The 20,157-nt window shown below is 63.6% G+C and carries 20 protein-coding genes; 14 read left to right on the top strand and 6 right to left on the bottom strand.

The genetic code is table 11. The features are described from left to right. Nucleotides 1-201: 201 nt before the first annotated feature. Genes atpD through C8N35_RS11815 form a run of 9 tightly spaced genes read left to right on the top strand, consistent with a single transcriptional unit; the run spans nt 202 to nt 6,654 of the window. On the top strand, nt 202-1,626 hold the full coding sequence (atpD, locus tag C8N35_RS11855) for a F0F1 ATP synthase subunit beta (RefSeq protein WP_107989891.1): 1,425 nt from the start codon (nt 202-204) through the stop codon (nt 1,624-1,626). Further along, complete coding sequence (locus C8N35_RS11850; protein ID WP_107989890.1) at nt 1,623-2,036, top strand: F0F1 ATP synthase subunit epsilon; 414 nt, start codon at nt 1,623-1,625, stop codon at nt 2,034-2,036. Before atpD ends, C8N35_RS11850 begins: the two co-directional genes overlap by 4 nt. Next, on the top strand, nt 2,036-2,311 hold the full coding sequence (locus C8N35_RS11845) for an AtpZ/AtpI family protein (protein WP_107989889.1): 276 nt from the start codon (nt 2,036-2,038) through the stop codon (nt 2,309-2,311). The genes C8N35_RS11850 and C8N35_RS11845 overlap by 1 nt, the downstream gene beginning before the upstream one ends. Further along, nucleotides 2,308-2,610, top strand: coding sequence for an N-ATPase subunit AtpR (locus tag C8N35_RS11840; RefSeq protein WP_107989888.1), 303 nt, complete (start codon nt 2,308-2,310; stop codon nt 2,608-2,610). Before C8N35_RS11845 ends, C8N35_RS11840 begins: the two co-directional genes overlap by 4 nt. Next, on the top strand, nt 2,607-3,287 hold the full coding sequence (locus C8N35_RS11835) for a F0F1 ATP synthase subunit A (protein ID WP_107989887.1): 681 nt from the start codon (nt 2,607-2,609) through the stop codon (nt 3,285-3,287). Before C8N35_RS11840 ends, C8N35_RS11835 begins: the two co-directional genes overlap by 4 nt. A gap of 15 nt (nt 3,288-3,302) precedes the next feature. Continuing rightward, a complete protein-coding gene (locus C8N35_RS11830; RefSeq protein ID WP_107989886.1) occupies nt 3,303-3,548 on the top strand; it encodes a F0F1 ATP synthase subunit C in 246 nt (81 codons plus the stop codon). A gap of 4 nt (nt 3,549-3,552) precedes the next feature. Next, nucleotides 3,553-4,287: a F0F1 ATP synthase subunit B gene (locus C8N35_RS11825; protein ID WP_107989885.1), complete on the top strand. Its 735-nt coding sequence runs from the start codon at nt 3,553-3,555 to the stop codon at nt 4,285-4,287. After that, complete coding sequence (locus C8N35_RS11820) at nt 4,280-5,794, top strand: F0F1 ATP synthase subunit alpha (RefSeq protein ID WP_107989884.1); 1,515 nt, start codon at nt 4,280-4,282, stop codon at nt 5,792-5,794. Before C8N35_RS11825 ends, C8N35_RS11820 begins: the two co-directional genes overlap by 8 nt. Then, entirely contained in the window at nt 5,791-6,654 is an 864-nt protein-coding gene (locus C8N35_RS11815) for a F0F1 ATP synthase subunit gamma (RefSeq protein WP_107989883.1), read from the top strand. The genes C8N35_RS11820 and C8N35_RS11815 overlap by 4 nt, the downstream gene beginning before the upstream one ends. A gap of 54 nt (nt 6,655-6,708) precedes the next feature. On the opposite strand, the gene C8N35_RS11810 is transcribed toward C8N35_RS11815, so the two are convergent. Continuing rightward, a complete protein-coding gene (locus tag C8N35_RS11810; protein WP_107989882.1) occupies nt 6,709-7,815 on the bottom strand; it encodes a siderophore-interacting protein in 1,107 nt (368 codons plus the stop codon). Nucleotides 7,816-8,116: 301 nt separating this feature from the next. Beyond that, entirely contained in the window at nt 8,117-8,866 is a 750-nt protein-coding gene (locus C8N35_RS11805; protein ID WP_107989881.1) for an SDR family NAD(P)-dependent oxidoreductase, read from the bottom strand. 183 nt (nt 8,867-9,049) lie between these two features. Between C8N35_RS11805 and aptA the strand changes: the two genes are divergently transcribed. Further along, the gene (gene aptA / locus C8N35_RS11800) at nt 9,050-10,366 is read left to right on the top strand and encodes an omega-aminotransferase AptA (protein WP_210203495.1); all 1,317 of its coding nucleotides are present in this window, start codon (nt 9,050-9,052) and stop codon (nt 10,364-10,366) included. 66 nt (nt 10,367-10,432) lie between these two features. On the opposite strand, the gene pdxR is transcribed toward aptA, so the two are convergent. After that, nucleotides 10,433-11,920 carry a MocR-like pyridoxine biosynthesis transcription factor PdxR gene (gene pdxR, locus C8N35_RS11795; RefSeq protein ID WP_210203494.1) on the bottom strand — a complete coding sequence of 496 codons (1,488 nt, stop codon included), beginning with the start codon at nt 11,918-11,920 and terminating at the stop codon, nt 10,433-10,435. A 257-nt stretch (nt 11,921-12,177) separates the two neighbouring features. Here pdxR and C8N35_RS11790 point away from each other — a divergent pair, with 257 nt between their 5' ends. From C8N35_RS11790 to C8N35_RS11775, 4 genes are all read left to right on the top strand, one after another. Then, complete coding sequence (locus C8N35_RS11790) at nt 12,178-13,317, top strand: ABC transporter substrate-binding protein (RefSeq protein WP_107989880.1); 1,140 nt, start codon at nt 12,178-12,180, stop codon at nt 13,315-13,317. A gap of 214 nt (nt 13,318-13,531) precedes the next feature. Beyond that, complete coding sequence (locus C8N35_RS11785; protein ID WP_107989879.1) at nt 13,532-14,635, top strand: ABC transporter ATP-binding protein; 1,104 nt, start codon at nt 13,532-13,534, stop codon at nt 14,633-14,635. Between the two features lie 5 nt (nt 14,636-14,640). Beyond that, nucleotides 14,641-15,564, top strand: a complete 924-nt coding sequence (locus tag C8N35_RS11780) for an ABC transporter permease (protein ID WP_210203493.1) — start codon at nt 14,641-14,643, stop codon at nt 15,562-15,564. After that, complete coding sequence (locus tag C8N35_RS11775; protein ID WP_107989878.1) at nt 15,561-16,772, top strand: ABC transporter permease; 1,212 nt, start codon at nt 15,561-15,563, stop codon at nt 16,770-16,772. The genes C8N35_RS11780 and C8N35_RS11775 overlap by 4 nt, the downstream gene beginning before the upstream one ends. 20 nt (nt 16,773-16,792) lie before the next feature. Here the strand turns inward: C8N35_RS11775 and C8N35_RS11770 are convergent, their stop codons facing one another. From C8N35_RS11770 to C8N35_RS11760, 3 genes are all read right to left on the bottom strand, one after another. Next, a complete protein-coding gene (locus C8N35_RS11770; protein WP_170122086.1) occupies nt 16,793-17,098 on the bottom strand; it encodes a (2Fe-2S)-binding protein in 306 nt (101 codons plus the stop codon). A gap of 137 nt (nt 17,099-17,235) precedes the next feature. Next, entirely contained in the window at nt 17,236-19,431 is a 2,196-nt protein-coding gene (locus tag C8N35_RS11765) for a xanthine dehydrogenase family protein molybdopterin-binding subunit (protein WP_107989876.1), read from the bottom strand. After that, nucleotides 19,428-20,156 carry an FAD binding domain-containing protein gene (locus C8N35_RS11760; RefSeq protein WP_170122085.1) on the bottom strand — a complete coding sequence of 243 codons (729 nt, stop codon included), beginning with the start codon at nt 20,154-20,156 and terminating at the stop codon, nt 19,428-19,430. The genes C8N35_RS11765 and C8N35_RS11760 overlap by 4 nt, the downstream gene beginning before the upstream one ends. Nucleotide 20,157 lies beyond the last annotated feature (1 nt).

The following is a 20,157-nucleotide window of genomic DNA, read 5'->3' as shown; positions in this document are numbered from 1 at the left end:
ATTGTTGTTTTTGCCAATTTTTCCCGCACCGCACCAAATACATTGACATTGGTTTCTCCAGGCGCTCCCCTAGGGGAAACGTGAGAATGCATAGCTGCGACCGTTCCAGATTTTCTCTCATCCGGCGGCTCCCGGCGCGGCCTGCGGTTCTGGCACCCTCGCGCGACAATCCGACAGAGCCCGCCGGCAACCGAAAGCCGTATGGACGTGGCAGCACTTCACGGCACAGTCGTCTCGATCAGAGGCGCGGTCATCGATGTCGAGTTTTCCGGCCGTGCATTGCCTGCGGTCGACACGGCTCTTATCGTCAAATGGGACCATCCGGAGCCGCTTCTTCTCGAGGTTCATGCCCATCTCGACCAGACGACGGCGCGCTGTGTCGCGCTTCAGGCGACTGCGGGTCTTGCCCGGGGAACGCGCGTTGTCTCGACCGGAGCGCCCGTGTCCGTTCCCGTTGGCGACGCGATCCTCGGCCGGCTTCTCGATGTGGTGGGCAATATCGGCGATCGCGGGACCCCGTTGCCGGACGATATCGCTCGCCGCCCCATCCACAATCCGCCGCCGCTGCTCAAGGACGAACGATCGACAACCGAGGTCTTTGAGACCGGCATCAAGGTGATCGATCTGCTCACCCCGCTGACACAGGGCGGCAAGGCCGCGATGTTCGGCGGCGCCGGTGTCGGCAAGACCGTGCTGGTGATGGAACTGATCCACGCGATGGTGGAAAAATATCAGGGCATTTCTGTCTTTGCCGGCGTTGGCGAGCGCGCGCGAGAGGGCCACGAGCTCCTGACGGAAATGCGCAGTTCGGATGTCCTGAAAAGGACGGTACTGGTCTATGGCCAGATGGCCGAACCGCCGGGCGCGCGCTGGCGTGCGCCGCTCACAGCGCTCACCATCGCTGAATACTTCCGCGATGTGCAACACCGTAACGTGCTGCTGCTGATGGACAATGTCTTCCGGTTCGTCCAGGCCGGAGCGGAGGTTTCCAGCCTTCTCGGCAGGCTGCCGTCGCGCGTGGGCTACCAGCCAACGCTTGCGAGCGAAGTCGCCGCCCTGGAGGAGCGGATCGCCTCGGTCGCGCAAGCCGCCGTAACGGCGATCCAGGCCGTTTATGTGCCCGCCGACGACTTCACCGATCCGGCCGTGACGACAATCTCCAGCCACATGGACTGCATGATCATGCTGTCCCGGGCACAGGCCTCCCAGGGCTTTTATCCCGCCGTCGATCCCCTCGCCTCCTCTTCCATTCTGCTCGACCCTCTGGTTGTCGGCAAAGAGCACTACGAAATCGCGGGGCGTGTTCGCGAAACACTCGCCCGCTTCCGCGAACTGCAGGACGTCATCGCGCTTCTTGGCGTAGAGGAACTGGGCGCAGCCGACAGGCTGATCGTCCGGCGGGCGCGACGCCTGCAGCGCTTTTTCGCCCAGCCCTTCTTCGTCACCCAGGCCTTCACCGGCACGCCGGGTGTCAGCGTTTCCCGACAGGACACACTTGACGGCTGTCGCGCGATTCTGGACGGCGAAGCCGACGAATGGGCGGAAAGCTCGCTCTACATGGTTGGGACACTTGACGATGCCCGGCACAAGGAAGACGCAGCGACAACAGCGGAGGCCGCGTCATGAGGCTTTCTATCGTCACCCCTCTTCAGGTTGCGGTCGACGAACCGGACGTTCTCTCCGTGCGCGCGGAGGACAACAGCGGCAGCTTCGGGATATTGCCGGGCCATGCGGATTTCCTCACGAGCCTGGCAATCTCCATTGTGCGCTGGCAACGGCGAGACGCCTCATCCGGCCTTTGCGCCGTGCGCGGCGGCGTCATGACCGTGGCGAGCGGCTCGGAAATCTCGATTGCCACGCGCGAAGCGGTCGTGGGGACGGATCTGGCGACACTGGACGAGGTCGTTCTTGAACGCTTCCACGGCGAACTCGATGAAGAGCGCACGCAAAACGTGGAGGCAACCCGACTACATCTCGACATGATCCGCCGGCTTGTCGCGCGAGCCGGGGTTGCTTCGGGGGCGGACGCAATGTGATGGCGCGCAGGGATGAAGAAGACAAGCTCGTCAAGCAGATACGGTTGCGCCAGGAACGCCAACGACGCGAAGACGCGGATGTGCCCATCTCGCGCCGGCTGGCGCAGATCGGCGTGCTTGGCTGGATTGTCGTCACGCCGATGCTGGTCGGCATCTTCGCCGGCCGCTGGCTCGATCGCACCCTTGAGACGGGATTGTTCTGGACTGCGCCGCTGCTGATGATCGGTCTGGCGCTTGGATGCTGGTTTGCGTGGAAATGGATGAATAGCGCATGAGCCCGACCTTCGCTGAAACGTCGTTCGATCCCGCGACACTTGCCGCGCTTGCAGCATTCTTTATCTTCGGAATGGCGCTCGGGGCCGGCTATTTCTTCGTACTGAAGACAAGCGCGACACTGTTTGCGCACAAGGCCATCCTTGCGGCTGCTGCATTGACCGTCGTCCGCATGGCGGTTCTTGCGGCATGCCTCTATTTCGTCAGCCGGGCCGGGGCGCTGCCGTTGCTCATCGCCGCACTGGGGCTTCTGGTTGCACGCCAGCTTGTCATGCGGCGTTTTTCGCGGAGCACACCATGAACTCTCCGCTTGCGACCTCCGCACTGTTCCATCTGGGGCCGGTTCCGATAACGGAGGCGGTGCTCATCACCTGGGCAATCATGGCCTTTCTCGGCATCGGGTGCAGGCTGGCGACACGCTCGCTCACGCTCATACCGTCCACGTTGCAGAGCACGCTGGAACTGGTGGTCGAAACCCTGGATCTGCAAATTCGGGAGGCAACCGGAGAGCCGCCGCAAGCCTACCGGGCCTTCGTCGGCACGCTGTTCATCTACATTCTCATAGCAAACTGGACGGCGCTCATTCCCGGGATTGAACCGCCAACCGCGCACCTGGAAACCGACGCTGCGCTGGCTGTCCTTGTGTTCGTCTCCGTCATCCGGTTCGGCGTTCGCTCCAACGGCTTCGGCGGATACCTAAAGACCTTCGCCTTGCCCAATCCCGTCATGATCCCCCTCAACATTCTGGAAAGCCTCACGCGGGTCTTTTCGATGTTCGTGCGTCTTTTCGGCAACATCATGAGCGGCGTCTTCGTGGTCGGCATCGTCGCGTCGCTGGCCGGGCTGCTCGTGCCTATTCCGCTCATGGCGCTCGACCTGCTGACCGGCGCCGTGCAAGCCTACATTTTCGCCGTTCTCGCCCTCGTCTTCATCTCGGCCGCGTCGGCTGAAACGGGCGATGAACCCAAGCGTTCGTAACAAAGGAGCCTTTTCATGAACTGGCTGGCCTTCATTTCCATCATCGGTGCGGCGGTTGCCGTTTCATTCGGGGCGATCGGACCGGCGCTTGCGGAAGGGCGCGCGGTTGCAGCCGCCATGGACGCCATCGCCCGCCAACCGGAGGCCGCGAACACGATTTCGCGGACACTCTTCGTCGGCCTGGCGATGATCGAGACGATGGCCATCTATTGCCTCGTCATCGCGCTGCTGTTGCTCTTCGCCAATCCTCTCATCCCCTGACGCCATGACCTTCGATTGGTGGACGTTCGCCATTCAGGCGATCAACGTCCTTATCCTCATCTGGATCCTGCACCGCTTTTTCTGGAAGCCGATCTCGCGCGTCATCATGGAGCGCCGATCCGCGACTGAGGCCGCGCTTGAGAACGCGCGGGTGCAAACGCAAGCGGCCGAACAGGCACGTTCTGACGTGGAAGCGGCGCGCGCCGGGATCTCGCGCGAACACGACGCTATGCTGGAGACAGCCCGAAAGGAGGCGGAAAAGCTCAGCCAGTCCCTGCTCGACGATGCAGCAAAGCAAGCGGAGCATCTGCAGGACAAGGCAAAAGCGGACATCAAAGCGGCGTACGTGGCCGCGAGAAAAGCGGCAATGGACGAAGCGGGCACATTGGCGATCGGTATTGCGGCGAAGCTCGCGGCGCGGCTTGAGGGCTCTGTCGTGCGCGCGGTCTTTCTGGAATCCCTTGTCGCCGAAATCACGGCACTTCCCGCGAACACCCGCCAGTCGGTCGCCATGCGCAACGCCACACTGCGTCTCACCAGTGCGACCGTGCTCCAGGAGAACGAAGAAGCGGACTGCCGCCGCAGGATCGCCGATGCCTTCGGGTTCGAGCCCGATCTTGCTATCGTCACTGATCCGGCCTTGATCGAGGGACTGGAACTCCACGGCGAACACTTCTCCATCCTCAACAGCTGGCGCGCGGATCTCGCCCGGATCGAGGAGAGCCTTTCCCATGACTGACGAAAGGGCCGCCGACACCTGGCTCGATCATGCCCGTTCTCGTCTGGCAGCTACCGAACTCGGCCCGAAGGCGGAACAGATCGGACGGGTCGAAGAGGTCGGCGATGGCGTCGCTCTCATCTCCGGCCTGCCCGATGCGCGCCTCGATGAACTGCTGCGCTTCGACAAGGGGGCCTTCGGCTTCGCCCAGACGCTCGACCGGGATCTGATTGGTTGCGTCCTGCTCGACGAGGTGGCCACGATCGAGGCCGGCGATATCGTGCGCGGAACCGGCGAGGTGATACGCGTGCCGGTCGGCCCCGCCCTGCTCGGGCGCGTGGTCGATCCGCTGGGACGCCCGCTTGACGGGAAACCCGCCATCGCCGCAGACGAGTACCATCCCGCCGAGCGCCCGGCGCCAGCGATCATCGACCGCGATCTCGTCACCGCGCCGGTACAGACGGGGCTCCTGTCGATCGACACGCTGTTTGCGCTTGGGCGCGGGCAGCGTGAATTGATCGTCGGCGACAGGGCGATCGGCAAGACGACGATCGCGATAGATACGATCATCTCCCAGAAGTCGAGCGACATCATATGTGTCTACGTCGCGGTCGGGCAGAAGACCTCCAGCGTGCGCCGGGTGATCGACGCCATACAGGAGTTCGCCGCGCCGGAACGGTGCATCACCGTCGTCGCGGGGGCCGCCAGCCCTCCCGGCCTGCAATGGCTCGCGCCTTTCGCCGGGTTCACGATGGCGGAGTATTTCCGCGATCGCGGCCAGCACGCGCTGATCGTGATCGACGATCTGACAAAGCACGCCGCCACCCACCGCGAGATCGCGCTGCTCACCCGTCAGTCGCCGGGGCGCGAAGCCTATCCGGGCGATATCTTCCATGTACATGCGCGGATGCTGGAGCGCGCGGCCAAGCTCAGCGAGGAGCAGGGCGGCGGCTCTCTGACGGCGCTTCCGATAGCCGAGACGGATGCGGGCAATCTTTCCGCCTATATCCCGACTAACCTGATCTCGATTACGGACGGCCAGATCGTAGTCGATGCCAAGCTCTTCCAGGAAGGGCAAAAGCCGGCCGTTGACGTGAGTTTGTCTGTAAGCCGGGTGGGCGGCAAGACCCAGGCCAAGGCGCTGCGCAACGAAGCCAAGACGCTCCGGCTCGATTATGCCCAGTTCCTCGAGATGGAGATGTTCACCCGTTTCGGTGGGGTGCCGGAAAAACGCGTGCGCGACCAGCTTACAAGGGGCGAACGTATCCGGGCCATTCTCAGGCAACCGCCGCATGCGCCTTTGCGGCTTGCGGACGAGGTCGCACTCGTCGCAGCCGTGCAGGAAGGACTGCTCGACGCAGTCGAGATCGACCATATCGCTGCCTTTTGCGAGGCTCTGCCGAAGGCCCTCGACGAGACAGCGCATGACGCGGTCGTAGGTATCGAGACAACGGGGGGACTGGATGATACGGGGCGAACCCGGCTCCTTCAGGCCCTCACGCGCCTGGCGGTGCGCTTCTCGCCATGACGGAGAGACTTGCAGATATCGGTGCCCGCATATCGGGCGTCCATCAGCTCGACGCCGTGGTAAACGCCATGCGCGGTATTGCAGCGGTGCGCGTCCAGCAGGCGCGCCGGCAGATCGTCGCCGTCGACAGCTACACGACAACGATCACCGCCGCGATGGGCCGCATCGTCGCCGGAGTGCCGCCCGGGCCGGACGGATCGAGATTGACGGGTGGCAAGCTCGCCCTCGTCGTCTTCTGTGCCGAGCAGGGGTTCGCGGGCGCCTTTTCCGAGCACATTTTCGATGCGATTTCTGCTGATCTCGAAAAGGCGGAGCTCTTTCTCATCGGCACCCGGGGGCACTCCGTCGCCTCGGAGCGCGCCATCACCCCCGCCTGGACGAGCGCGTTGCCAGCCCATTCTCCAGCGATCCCCAAACTCGCCAACACCATCTGCAATACGCTTTATGAACGTATCAACGCCGGCGTTCTCGACCGCTTGGAAGTGGTGTTCAGCACCTGGGAGACAAGCGGAGCCCGGGTCGTGCGGCGTCGGCTCTTCCCGATCGATCATTCGCAGATTACCCCCATGGGGGACGCACAGCCGCCGGTCACGAACCTGCCCGCCCCTCTCCTGCTCGAGACGCTCGGCGCCGATTACGTCCATGCGCTCCTGTGCAACGCGGCCCTGCATTCCTTCGTCGCCGAAAACGAGGCTCGCATAGCGGCCATGGCGCAGGCGCGCGGCCAGATAGAGAGCCAACTTGCGGAGCTCACCGCGCGCGAACGCCACATCCGTCAGGAAGCGATTACCGCAGAGATCATCGAACTCGCCACCGGTGAGCTGGCGAGCCGCGACGACAAGCGCCGGCGGCCGGATTAACCTGGCTGCCGGCTCCTCCCGGTTCCCCTCGCACGAACCTTGGTGCCAGGCTGGTCAGTCTTCCTTGCCGCCGGCATGTTCACCGGCCTGACCGCGCCGCCAATAGGCCACGATCATGTGGTTTTCGCGCGGCATTTGCTTTTCCTTTCGGAAATAGGCACGCAGCTTGCGGAAAGTCGCATGTTCGCAACCGACCCACACAAAGCTGTCGGGCGCGTTTGTCGGCCAGTCGACGGCCTTCACCGCCTGTTCAAGCAGGTCCGAGGAACCGGCCGCCACGCCGTTGCGGTGAACCCACGTCAATTCGACATCGGCCTTAGAGGCAAGCTCTTGTTCTTCTGCGGCGTCGGGGATTTCGATGACGGCCGTTACCGTCGCGTTCTCGGGCAATTCCTCCAGAATGCGGGCAATGGCGGGGAGCGCCGTTTCATCGCCGGCGATCAGGTAGCGCCTTGCCTGGCCGTAGGTCCCGCCGCCCGGGCCGGTGATGCCGATCTCATCGCCCGGCTTTGCACTCATGGCGAACCCGGCACCGGGAAATCCATCCCCTTCGTGCAGGACCATGTCGACATCGAGCCAACCCGCCTCCACATCGATCCGCCGGATCGTGTAAACGCGGGCTATCGGCTTCGGCAAGCCTTCCGGCCAGGCCGGCCTGCCATCCTCTCCCATGACGGGCCAGCCGTATTCGCCACCCGGTTCCGGGGGAAACAGCAGGCGGATATGCATGCCCTTTCGTGAGAAGCGTTCCAGATCCTCACCCGAAAGCCGCACCCGGCGCATCCGTGACGTGACCAGTTCGACACGCTCGACCTTCATGCGACGCAGGTAAGGCACCGGGGAGCCGGCGGCACAATCGCCCGTCCAGTGAATTTCCGGCCTTTCCGGTTCCGACAATTCGAAAATGTGTTCGGCAAGCGCCACCTTCACGAAGGCAATTCCGCTCGCGTCTGATGCCAACGCGGAGATATCGAGATGACGGCCATCGACAGCGAGTTCAGCGGTTCCGAAATGGAACGCGAAACGCGCAGCGCGTTCGCCCCTCGTCACCTCGCCGTGCTCGGTGAAGTGGTCCGCCAGCCGGCCAAGCAGAACGGCCGGTTGCGACACCTCGATCCTGGCGCGGGCGGCAAACTGTCCCGTCCCTGCTGACTGTGCCATGTGCCTCTCCTTTGCGGAATTCGCGCATCATGGCTCCGGGAGTGGAGCCATATGATGTGAAAACCCCGGCCAGGAACGGCTTGCTCAAGCAGCCCGTCACGGTCACGCCTTGCACATGTCTCGTCAAATTCGCAGGCAATCGCATCGGCATTCGCCGGGGGTCAAGCCGAGAGTTACTAATCTTGAATGCAAAAATCAACTTTTCCAAATACTCCATGCGCAAAAGCGGCCGCGACAAAATGCCGGCGGCGGGCGAAAGCGCCATACCGGCACCTCTCCGCCCGCCGCCGGGAGACGCCGATCAGACGTCCCGCGCAACCTGGAACGGCGCCCAGGACTGCGTGACAGGCATGATCTCAAGCGCATTGACGTTGACATGCGGTGGCTGCGTCGCAACCCAGAAGACCGTTTCCGCGATATCCTCCGGCTGAAGCGCGTGGGCGCCACCGTAGAGCTTGTCGTAAGCCTCTTTGTCGCCACCGGTCCGCACCAGCGTGAATTCGCTCTCGCACAATCCCGGCTCGATGGACGTCACCCGGACGCCCTTTCCGTGCAGATCGGAGCGCAGGCCGAGCGAGAACTGACGGACGAAGGCCTTTGTGCCGCCATAGACATTGCCCCCCGGATAAGGCCACGTCGAAGCGACCGAAGACAGGTTGACGATCACGCCCCGCCTCTCGATCAGCTTCGGTATGAGATGGTGGGTGATTGTCACGAGACCGGTGACGTTGGTCTCGATCATGGTCTTCCAGTCGGAGAGCTTCGTCGCCGGCACCGGCTTCGTGCCAAGTGCCAAGCCTGCATTGTTCACCAGAACGTCGATTTCGCCGAACCCGGCCGGCAACGCCTCGATGGCTGCGATTGTGGCCGCCTCATCGGTGACATCGAAGGCGGCCCCGTGAAAGCAGTCTCCCAGTTCCTTGCGCATCTCATCGAGACGCTCCTGGCGACGACCGGTTCCGACGACCTTCCAGCCCGCGCCGGCGAAGCGCCGCGCCGCGGCTGCACCGAAACCGGACGTCGTTCCGGTGATGAGGACGGTTCCACTCATGTGGCTGATCCCTTGTCTTGTTTTGAAAATCGGACCGCATGCTTACGCCCACCATTCGGCAAGACAAGACTTCCCGCCCCGAATTTTCCGCTGGCCCTCACGATTGTGCGCTGTGGCTCTAATCAAGGCCAAGGCTCCGGCGTAGAGGGTGAACAGACAGCCTTTCAGCGAGGACCCGGCCCCATGATGCACAATTCCATCAACATGGATCACCATTGGCTTCCCTTCACCAACAACAAACTCTTTCACAAGGAGCCGCAGATCTTCGCCAGGGCCGAGGGGGTCCGCTACTGGACGCCGGAGGGCAACGAGATCCTCGACGGCGCCTCCGGGCTGTTCTGTTGTCCCGCCGGGCATGGTCGGCGGGAGATCGCCGATGCTGTCCACGCCCAGTTGCTGGAGCTTGACTATTCGCCCCATTTCCAGCGCGCCGCGCCCGTTTCCTTCGCGCTTGCGGAGCGCCTTGCGGCGATCCTGCCCGACGGGATCGACCGCGTCTTTTTCGGCTCGTCCGGGTCGGAGGCCGTGGACAGCGCGATGAAGATCGCGATTGCCTATCATCGGGCGAAGGGAGACGCGCAGCGCACCCGTTTCGTATCGCGCTCGTGGGCCTATCACGGCGTCAACCTGGGCGGCACGTCGCTCGCCGGCATGGTCGGCAACCGGCGGGAATATTCCGGCATCACCTGCGATGTGGTCCACATGCGCCACACCTGGAACGAAGACCAGCGCTTTACCCGCGGCCAGCCGGAAACCGGCGCCGAACTCGCCGAGGATCTGGCGGATCTGTGCAGAACCTACGGCGGGGAGACGATCGCGGCCGTGTTCGTGGAGCCGATAGCAGGTTCAATCGGCACCATCGTGCCGCCGGTCGGCTATCTCAAGCGCCTTCGCGAGATTGCCGATGAAAACGGCATCCTGCTCATTTTCGATGAGGTCATTACCGGGTTCGGACGTACAGGATCGGCTTTCGCCTCCCAGGAATTCGCCGTCACGCCGGATATCATCACGATGGCCAAGGCACTCACCAACGGCTCGGTACCCATGAGCGCCGTGGCGGTAAAGACCGAAATCCAGCAGGCCGTTCTCGATGCTATAACGGCCGACCGGCCGGAACTGATGCACGGCTACACATATTCCGCGCATCCTGTCGCCTGCGCCGCCGCGCTGGCCACGCTCGACATCTACGAGAAGGACGGTCTCTTCGCTCGCTCAAAAGCCCTGTCGCAGACTTTCCTCGATGGCGTATTCGGTCTGCGCAACCTGCCGCAGGTCGCCGACTTGCGCGGATACGGCATGATGTCGGGCATTCAGCTGAAGCCCGGGAGCGTCCCTGGCGAGAAGGGATCGATCATCCAGCGCCTCCTCTTCAAGGAGGGGCTTCATCTGAAGGCGACAGGCGATGCGCTGATCTTCGCGCCCGCGTTCGTCTCCAGCGAGAAAGACATCGGCCGGATGCTTGAGGTCCTGCAGAAAGTTCTGGGACGGGCGGATCATTGAGGACATCGCGCGGAAATGGTCGGAACGCCGGACGGCGATGCAATCCGGCTTTCAGACCGGTCGCGCCTATCCCTGAACGTCGCGCATCACCTCCCCCAATGCCTGCAAGCCGGGGGCGATCTTCTCTTGGGCAATCGCCGCAAATCCCAGTCGGAGGCGATTGAGCGGAGCATTTGAGCTCGCATAGTGCACGTCGCCGGGCTCCACCAGCACGCCACGTTGCGCCGCCCGTTCGGCGACCTGCCGGGCATCGACGCCGCGAGGAAGAGACAACCAGAGCGCCGATCCTCCCGTCGTCATGGTGACATCGCATTCCGGCAGCTGACGCCCGATCTCGCGCAACATGCACTTCCACTTCGCGGCAAGGCTCTCGCGCTGGCGGCGGATATGCGCATCGTAATGACCGTCGGCGAGAAAGATCGCCATGGCACGTTGGTCCAGCGCGGAAACATGACGGCACATCAGGCGTCGCAAGGCCCGCAATTCCCGCAAGAGCGGTTCCGCCGCAGCAATGAAGCCGAGCCTCAGACCGGGAAAGACCGGCTTAGAAAGCGAGCCGACATGGATCACCCGGCCGGACTGATCGAAACTCTTCAGCGCCGGGCGGGCTGCGCCGACGAAATTCAGCTCGTGTTCGTAATCGTCCTCGATCACCAGAAAGTCGTGCCTGTCCGCCGCCTCCAGTAATGCCAGACGGCGCTGCAAGCCCATGGTCACATTGGTCGGAGAATGATGACCGGGCGTGACATAAACGAGATCGGTTCCCGCCAGCGCCTCCGTCACCCGCATTCCGTTGGCATCGACGGGTTGAGGCGCCAGCGTGCAGCCACGGGCAAGAAAGATGTTGCGGGCATCGACATAACCGGGTTCTTCCACGCCCACCCGCGTCCCCTTGTCTGAAAGGAGGCTGGCGATGAGGTAAAGCGCATTCTGCGCCCCGATCGTCACAAGGATGTTCTCCGGCCCGGCCCGGAAGCCGCGTTGCGGTAGGGTGCGGCGGATAATCTGCTCCACCAGCATCGGATCGTCATTGTCGACGAGATCGCTCATCCAGAAAGGAGCGTGTTCCGCGGTGCCTGCCACGCGCACCGCATCGCGCCACCGGTTGATGGAAATCCGGTCGGGACGGATCTGCCCGTAAACGAAAGGATATTCGAACTCGTGCCAGTTGGCCGGCTTGGTGATGTTGGGCTGGTCGCAAAGCCTGACTTTCATCCGGCGGGCGAAGTCCACTGCCCGTCTCTGTCCGCCCAGCGCATTGTGGGCATGGTCGTCCACGCGAATGGAGAGCTGCTCGCGGACATACCGCTCGTCGACGAAGTAGCCACGCCGGCTGACGGGCTTCAGGTAGCCATCTTCCGCCAGTCGCTCGTAGACGAGGCTGACCGTGTTGCGGGAGACCTTGATGCGTTCGGCCATCGAGCGCGTGGAGGGCAGCGGCTCATGGGCGGAAACGCCGCCAGCCAGAATGGCCTCGACCAGCCGTTCCTGGATCTGCTGCTGCAGACGCTTGTCCGGCGAAAACGGCGCGTCGAAATAGTGCTCGATCATCATTGCAGGCTGTCTCCCCCACGGGCTCCGGCCCTCTTCCTAGCAAGGATCGCGCCGTTCCCCGGCAGGCCTTCGCGCACTGGCCCCATAGTTTTCAAACCCTGGCTCTAAGGCACCGTGCTGCACCGCAATACTGTTTTCGCAGTGCAGGAGTAACCGCGCAATAAAGCGGCAAAGACACACACGGACGACTGGTCTTTGCGCAGCGGAAAAATGAGATGCGATATCGATCCGGAAACCGGGCAACCCAGGGGAATGTGATGCAGAAAGTTGGCAAACGCGGCGGCATCGATCGCCGATCCTTCCTGAAGAACGCCAGCGCGCTCGGCGCCGGCCTCGCCATGCCGGCGATCATCTCCAACCGGACCCTCGCCTCCTCCGGCGAGATCAACATCATGATGTGGTCGGACTATCTGCCGGAGAGCTTCGTTTCCGGCTTCAAGGAAAAGACCGGCATCACCATCAATTTCACCGGCATCGGCTCCAACGAGGAGATCATCAACAAGCTCAAGGCCACCAACGGCGAGGGCTTCGACATCGTCTCGCCGACGGTCAACCGCAACCTGCTGTGGAAGGACCTCGGCCTGCTTCAGCCGTTCGACATGTCGAAGGTGCCGCTGGAGAAGGTGAACCCGGCGATGGCGCTGGGCGACGAGTACTGGAGCTTCGACGGCAAGGGCTGCTTCTGGTTGCCGCACATCTGGGGAACCGAGGGCGTCGCATGGCGCACCGACGCGTTCACCCCGGCCGGCGAGTTCCCGAGCTATTATGACATTTGGGACGAAGCGAATGCCGGCAAGACCATGGGCCGTGCCCATTCGATGATGCTTGGCCTCGGCCTCGGCCTGGAAGGCCGCGGCGAGATCGAGCCCGGCACGATGTGGTCGGCCTACGAAAGCCCGGAAAAGATGGACGCGGTCTGGTCCAAGCTCACCGAAACGGCGATCGCGAAGAAGAAAAACATCAAGCTCATCTGGAACGATGCGGATACCCAGAAGAACGGTCTTCTGAACGAGGGCGTCATCGTCGGACAGACATGGGACGGCCCGCCGATCGCGCTGAAAACCGCCGGCGAGCCGGTGATGTACCGGGCCCCGAAGGAAGGCGCTATGGCCTGGGTCGACGGCATCGCGATGCCCACGGGCGCCAAGAATATCGACCAGATCTATGCCTTCATCGGGGCAGCCTACGACGCCAAGCTTGCCGGCGAGGCGATCAAGACCCACGGCTACAATTCGCCGGTCATCGGCGCGGACGCTTATGGCGGCGAAGTCTATGCCAAGAACTTTGCCGACGCCTATCCCGGCGATGCACTGGCCAAACTCAATCCGTGGCCGGCCGAGGCGCCCTGGTATTCGGAAAAGCGGACCGAATACGCGAACAAGTTCCTGAGCGCCTGAGGCAGACAGTAGAGGCGCGGCCTGCCGGGGGGCTGACGGCCGCGCCTTCCCGCTTCTGCAAGACACGTCGGATCTCCTCCCCGTCAATTCGCGCTCTGTGTCGTTGCCACGCGATCGTCGCGGCTTCCTGGGTTGTCATGCGGAGATCAGCCAGCCGGCTTTCCGGAAATGCCGGCTTCGGGAAACGAGTTGCTCACCTTGTGCGGGAGTTCAGATGACCAAAGACGTCGTCCTCGATCACGTATCGGTCCGCTTCGGCAGCTATACGGCCGTCGACAATGCGTATCTCACCATCAAGGGCGGTGAATTCTTCTCCTTCCTCGGACCGTCCGGGTGCGGCAAGACCACACTTCTGCGCTGTGTTTCGGGTTTCGTGGACCCCACCGAAGGGCGCGTGCTGATCGGAGGCAAGGACATGGCGAATGTCGGCCCCAACAAGCGGCCGACCGCGCTCATTTTCCAGAACCTCGCGCTCTTCCCGCTTATGTCGGTTGCCGACAACATCGCCTTCCCGTTGGAGGTGCGCGGCATCTCTAAGCGCGAGCGGCGCAGGCGAGCGGACGAGCTTCTGGACATGATCGCGTTGCCGGGTGTGGGCGACAAGAAGGTGCACGAGCTTTCCGGTGGCCAGCGGCAGCGCGTCGCGATTGCCCGCGCACTCGCCGTGGAACCCGACATCCTGCTCCTCGACGAACCGCTGTCCGCGCTTGATCTGAAACTGCGCCACCACATGCGTTCCGAGCTGCGCGCCATCCAGCAGCGCGTCGGGCTGACCTTCATCTACATCACCCATGACCAGGGCGAAGCTCTGACCATGTCCGACCGCGTTGCCGTGATGAATGCCGGCGTCATCGAGCAGATCGGCGATCCGGAAAGTGTCTACGATCGGCCCAAGACGCCATTCGTCGCATCCTTCGTCGGCGAGACCAATCGGATTGCGGGGAAGATCATCGGGCAGAGCGGCCAGATAGCGACGATCGATACCGCGCTTGGACGCCTGAAGGGGAAGGCCGCCGGCGGGCGCACCTACAAGCCAGGTGACGACTGCCTGCTTTTCATCCGCCCCGAGAAATTCGGCCTTGCAGGGGACGGGGCCAAGGCCGGGACCAGCGACAATGCCATTGTCGCACGGTGCGTGAAGGAGGAATTCGAAGGGAGCGCACGCCAGATCTTCCTGGAGGCCGGCGGGGTCGATCTGCGTGCGGCCCTCGTCAACTCGGGAGAGGGAAGCCGCCGGCTGTCCACCGACGAAGTCGCCACGTTCGGCTTCGCGCCGACAAGCGCGACCGTCCTTCCCGCAGACCAGAGCGGAGGCTGAGCGCCATGTCCGCCCTTTCAAAGGCCATGCACGGTTTCGTCGGGCGCCACGGCATGGGGGCCGCGGTCTTCATCGGCGTCGCGGTGTTCTTCTGGGTCATCTTCCTGATCGTCCTGCCGCAGATGGCTATGCTCGACTATTCGTTCCGCAACAACCTGCCGGTGGCGGACGTCGGCGGACCGAAGGACGTCTATACTCTCACGAATTACGCATATTTCTTCTTCAGCGCCAACGGATCGATAAACACGCTCGATATCGGAGTTCTCGGCAACACCATGTTGGCAGCGATCTTCGTCACACTGATCGATATCGCACTGTGTTATCCGATCGCGTTCATCCTGGCGCATTCGGCGACAGGGGTCGCCGCGCGGCTGATGGTGATCGGCCTGATCGTTCCCTTCTGGGTCAACGAGATCCTGCGCGCTTTCGCCTTCCGCGTGTTGTTCGGAGCAACGGGCGTCATCAACGGGATCGGCCAGTCGATGGGCCTTTGGGACGCTCCGATCGACTTCATACGCGCCGATGTCGCGCTCTATTCCGGATTAACTTACGCCTACATCCTGTTGATGATATTCCCGATCTACAACGCCGTGGAGGCGCTCGATCGCAACCAGATCGAGGCCGCGCGCGATATGGGGGCAAGCTGGTGGCGGGTCCACTGGCGCGTGGTGCTGCCGATCGCGAAGCCCGGCATCGCTTCGGGCGCGACGATGGTCTTCATGCTGACGGCCGGCGCGCTCGCCGCTCCGCAGATCCTCGGCGGCCCCTCCAGCCTGTGGTTCACGCAGCTCATCTACCAGTGGTTCAACCAGTCCGCCAACTGGCAGCGGGGATCGGCCTACGCCGTCCTCCTGCTGGTCGTCTGCATCTGCTTCGTCATGTTGCTGATGCGCGTCTTCAAGGTGAACATCGGAGCGATCGGGCGATGAGCAAGGCCACCGGCGCGGGCGCAGGCACGACCCTCTATTCGCTGTTCTTCTTCGCGTTCCTGTTCGGACCGCTCATCATCATGGTGGTGACGGCCTTCAACTCCTCGTCGTTTCCGCGCATCACGCCCTGGGAATGCTTCACCACCGACTGGTTCTCCGTTCTGGTGAACAACGCGCGGCTGATGGGCGGGCTGGGAACGAGCGTCATCATCGGTGCGGGCGTGGTTGTCTGCGCCGTCCCGATCGGACTTGCCGGGGCTATGGCGTTATCGGAGCTTCCGCCCCGCCTTCGCGCGGCACTCTACACGGTGCTGATCACCCCGATCCTCATTCCCGGCGTCGTCCTCGGCATCTCCACGATCGTCTTCTGGGGCATTGTCGGGCGCGCGTTCGGCGAGGAGTACGCCTCCACCTTCTACAATGGCATCTTTCTCACCCTTATCGGCCAGATCACCTTCATCTCGGCCTATGCGATGCTTGTCTTTTCCGCCCGGCTTCAGCGCTTCGATCCGACACTGACGGAAGCGGCCCTCGACCTCGGCGCGACGCCCGGTCAGTGCTTCCGCAAGATCCTGCTGCCGTTCCTCAAGCCCGCCATCGGCTCGGCCGCCTTCCTGACGCTGCTCGCCTCCTTCGAGAACTACAACACCACCGTCTTCACAATCCTGTCGGACAGCACGTTCACGACCGCTCTCGCCTCGAAAGTCCGGCTCGGCACCGATCCCTCACTTTCCGCCCTGGCGGTGATCATCATCGGGCTTACCCTGATCGGCGCCATGGTGCACGAGGCGCGTACGCGCCGGCAGGCGTTGCTGCGCTCGGGCAAACCGCAGCTCTCCCCGCTTTATGCCAATCCGGTCACGCGGGTGATGACCCATCCGGCGGGCATTGCGATCATGCTGATCGCACTCGCGGGCCTGCTCGTCTATCTCGGCAGCCGTCACGACGCATCCGCCTGCAAGGCGGGTATCCTCCAACAGAAGCGCGCGGTTCAAGAACAGCTCCTTGAGGAACAGCGCGCGCGTATTCGCAAGCTTCGCGAAAAGGCCGGCCCGGCGACGACCGATGCGCCTGCGACCAACAATCCCTCGCCGTTCGGCGGCGCTTTCAAACCCGGCATGCTCGCCCCGAAGGAAGAGACGGCACCCGCCAACCCCTCCCCGTTCGGTGGGGCCTTCAAGCCGAATGCGCTGAAACCGAAGGAATAACCACCCGTTCGCGAAAAGCTTCAGCCGAAGACATCTGCAATCGCCGCGCGAATGCCCGCATAGCCGGTGCATCGGCACAGGTTGCCCGTGAGTGTCGCCTCGACGTCCTCAGCCCGAACCCGATCGCCGGCCAGCAAGGATGCAGCAAGCGAAACGAGCAAGCCCGGCGCGCAATAGCCACACTGGATCGCGCCGTGCGCTTCCAGAGCGGCGATCAGCGGCGCGGCGACCGCTTCCAGCCCCTCGGCGGTAAAGATCTCCGCGCCCTCGACCTTGCCCGCAATCAGCAGGCATGCGTTAACGGCCTTGCCGTCAACCAGCACCATGCAGGCCCCGCACCTGCCGATACCGCACGCTGTACGAACGCTTTTCAGGTCGAAGTTCGACGATAGAAGCGGGGCGAGCCGCTCGAAAGGCTCCGCCTCGAGTGCGGCCGGGCGCCCATTCAGGGTAAAAGAGATCCTCATCGCCGGGCTTCCAGCACATCCAGCACCCAATCCGGGTCCACCGGCAATCGGAGCGGCGGGATGCCAAGCACGTCGCGCACCGCGCAAGCGATGGCCGGCGCCACGGCGTTCAATCCGATTTCGCCGGCACCGCGCAAGCCGACGGGGTCGCGCGCATCTAGTTCGACAAGCGGATGGATGCGGACCGGCGGCATGTCGGCAATGGTCGGAACGAAATATCCGTCCAGATTGCGCGCGGCGAACGAGCCGTCTGTCGCGAGAAGATCCTCGGTAAGGCAGAAACCCAACGCCTGAGCCGCGCCGCCCGCCATTTGTCCGTCGAAGGCGGCAGGCACCAGCGGCATGCCGCAAGCCGGCAGGACATCGATACCGGTGCAGGTAATCCGGCCCGTCCAGCGGTCGACCAATATGAAAGCCCGCGCCGCGCAAGCCGTGAACAGTGTGTGGCAGGCAAGGCCGTCGAGATGGGTTTCAATCGGCTCGATCTCCACATCGACCGCGATGTCCTCCCCTTCCGCCAATGCGGCAAAGCCGATATCCGGCCGGTTGCGACGATCATCAGCCCGGAACATCCCGCCGGGACCGCTGATATAGTCCTCGGCGGCGCCCCCCAGCTTGCGCGCGGCCGCCGCCCCAAGTGCCTGGCGCATGGTCTCGGCTCCCTTGCGCACCAGACGGACCGCGATCTGCGTTCCGCGCGAGGCCGACGTGGGCCCGCTATTGCCCACGGCCGTTTCCCCGATCCGCAAGCCCACATCCCTGCCATCCACGCCGAAGGCTTGCCGAAGCGCTGCCAGAGCAGCGGCTTCAAGCCCCTGCCCCATCTCGGTCAGCGAGGTCTCCAGACGGATCCGGCCATCGAAACCGAGCGCAAGCCGGCCAAGTGCTCCGTTCGGTCCGCCGCCGCCAAAGCCCTCGCCCTTGCGAATGAGGGCAACGCCCGTTCCGGCAACAAATCGCTCATCCGGCCGACCCACAGGCACTGCCGGCAGAGCAGCGAGCGCCTCGCCAAGAGGCTCAAGTTCCAGCATCGGCACCATGGTTTGTCCAAGGGGACCCGGCCCCTCGGCGGCCGCCAGGTTCAGGCGGCGGAATGCGATCCGGTCGACACCCGCCTTGTCCGCCAGCGCATCGATGGCCAGTTCCAGGGCGCTCTGGGTCTGGACTGCTCCGAACCCGCGAAAGGCACCGGATATGCCATTATTGGTATAGGCAAGACGTCCCGCGAGACGGACGGACGGCCAGTCATAGGCGCCGGGGGCGCATTCCATGGCCGTTTCCAGCACCTCCGGCCCATGACTGGCATAGGCGCCGGTATCGGCCACAGCATCAAAATCGAGGGCCGTCAGGCGTCCGTCCGCATTGCATCCCGCCCTCAGCCGGATGGAGAACGGATGGCGCTTGATGCCGGCCGCAACCGCTTCCGGCCGGCTGAGGACGAGACGGACAGGTCGCCTTGCCTTCAACCCAAGAAGCGCGAGGACCGGCTGTACATGGAGATCTTCCTTGCCGCCGTAGCTTCCTCCGATGGGAGAGCCGACGACATGGATATTCTCCTCCTCCAGTCCGGTCAGTTCGCTCAGCACATGACGAACATGGTGAGGGTCATGGGCGGGCGCGCGCAGCACCAGGTCTCCCTCGCCTGGAATGGCGACGCCGCCTTCAAGTTCCAGCGCCACGTGCATCTGTCGCGGGGTGTCCAGCGACAGATCGACGGTATGAGCGGATGCCTCAAGCGCAACCGCAACGTCGCCCTTTAGATAATCGAAGGCATGGCAGAGGTTGCCGCCGTCGTGAAGCGCGACCGCCTCCTTCCCGAGCGCCACATGAGGATCGGTCACAGGTGGCAGGATTTCGTAGTCGACATCAATGGCAGCCAGAGCCGCCGCTGCGATTTCCATGGTTTCGGCCGCCACGGCGGCGACAGCCTCGCCCAGGTGGCGCACGACGCCGTCCGCCAGCACTGGCTGATCCTTGAGGCGCAAGCCGAAGCGGAAACCGGCGGGCACATCCGCCGTTGTTACCACCGCATGTACCCCGGGCACGGCCTCGGCCGCACGCGTATCGAGCCTCGAGATCCGCGCATGGGGGTGCGCGCTGCGCAGGACAAGCCCGACGAGCGCACCTTTCGGCGCATCGTCTGCAAGATAGCGGAAGCGTCCGGATAGCTTCTCGGCAACACGCAGGCTCATGCGACGGCTCCAAGCCGCCGGACATGACCGGCGATGAGGTTCGCGGCGACACGCGCCAGCCGCCGATCAGACCCGGCGAATACCGATGACGTGGCTGGCACGTCCCCACTGAGCTTGCAAATGATGATCGGTATCGCCCCCAATCGGACTGCGATATTCCAGCCGCCTTCGCACCGCGCGCCCGCAACGACGAGTTTCGATGACGAAAAGGATGCCCTGTGCCCGACCTTCTCGGCGAAGACGTCGCCTGCGCCGACATCTCGAACCTCTACCGCCTCCACGAGGCCGCCGGTCGGCAGGCGTTTCCCGACCGGAAAACGGGCGCCCCCAGCCAGAAGATAGTCGGCTTCAAGCGCTGCCAGCAGGACTTCCGTGTCACCGGTGCCCCAGGCAAGATTTCCGGCGATAGTGGCGAGGTTACGCACGCCCGAGGCGCCGACCTGTGCCAGCAGGTCGCAAAGCGCCGGGAGGCGTTCCGCCACCATCCGATCGCGCCGCAACGCTTCAAGTCTGGCATTGGCCGCAAGGCGCAGCCCGCCTGTCGGCAACGCCGAAACAATCGGGCCGAAATCGATCCGCGAGACATCGATCACAGGCGCACCGGGCATGCCGCTCGCCCAACCAAGCTGCAAGGCAGTGAGGCCGCCGCCAAAGATAGCCCTCTCCCCGAACGTCGCCTTCAAGTGCAGCGCCTCGTCTGCGGTTTCGGCGATGACGAAGACCATA

It is taken from the genome of Breoghania corrubedonensis (assembly GCF_003053845.1).
Taxonomy (GTDB): Bacteria; Pseudomonadota; Alphaproteobacteria; order Rhizobiales; family Stappiaceae; genus Breoghania; species Breoghania corrubedonensis.
The sequence above is the reverse complement of the archived record's forward strand: the minus strand, read 5'-3'. Positions and strand labels throughout refer to the sequence as shown.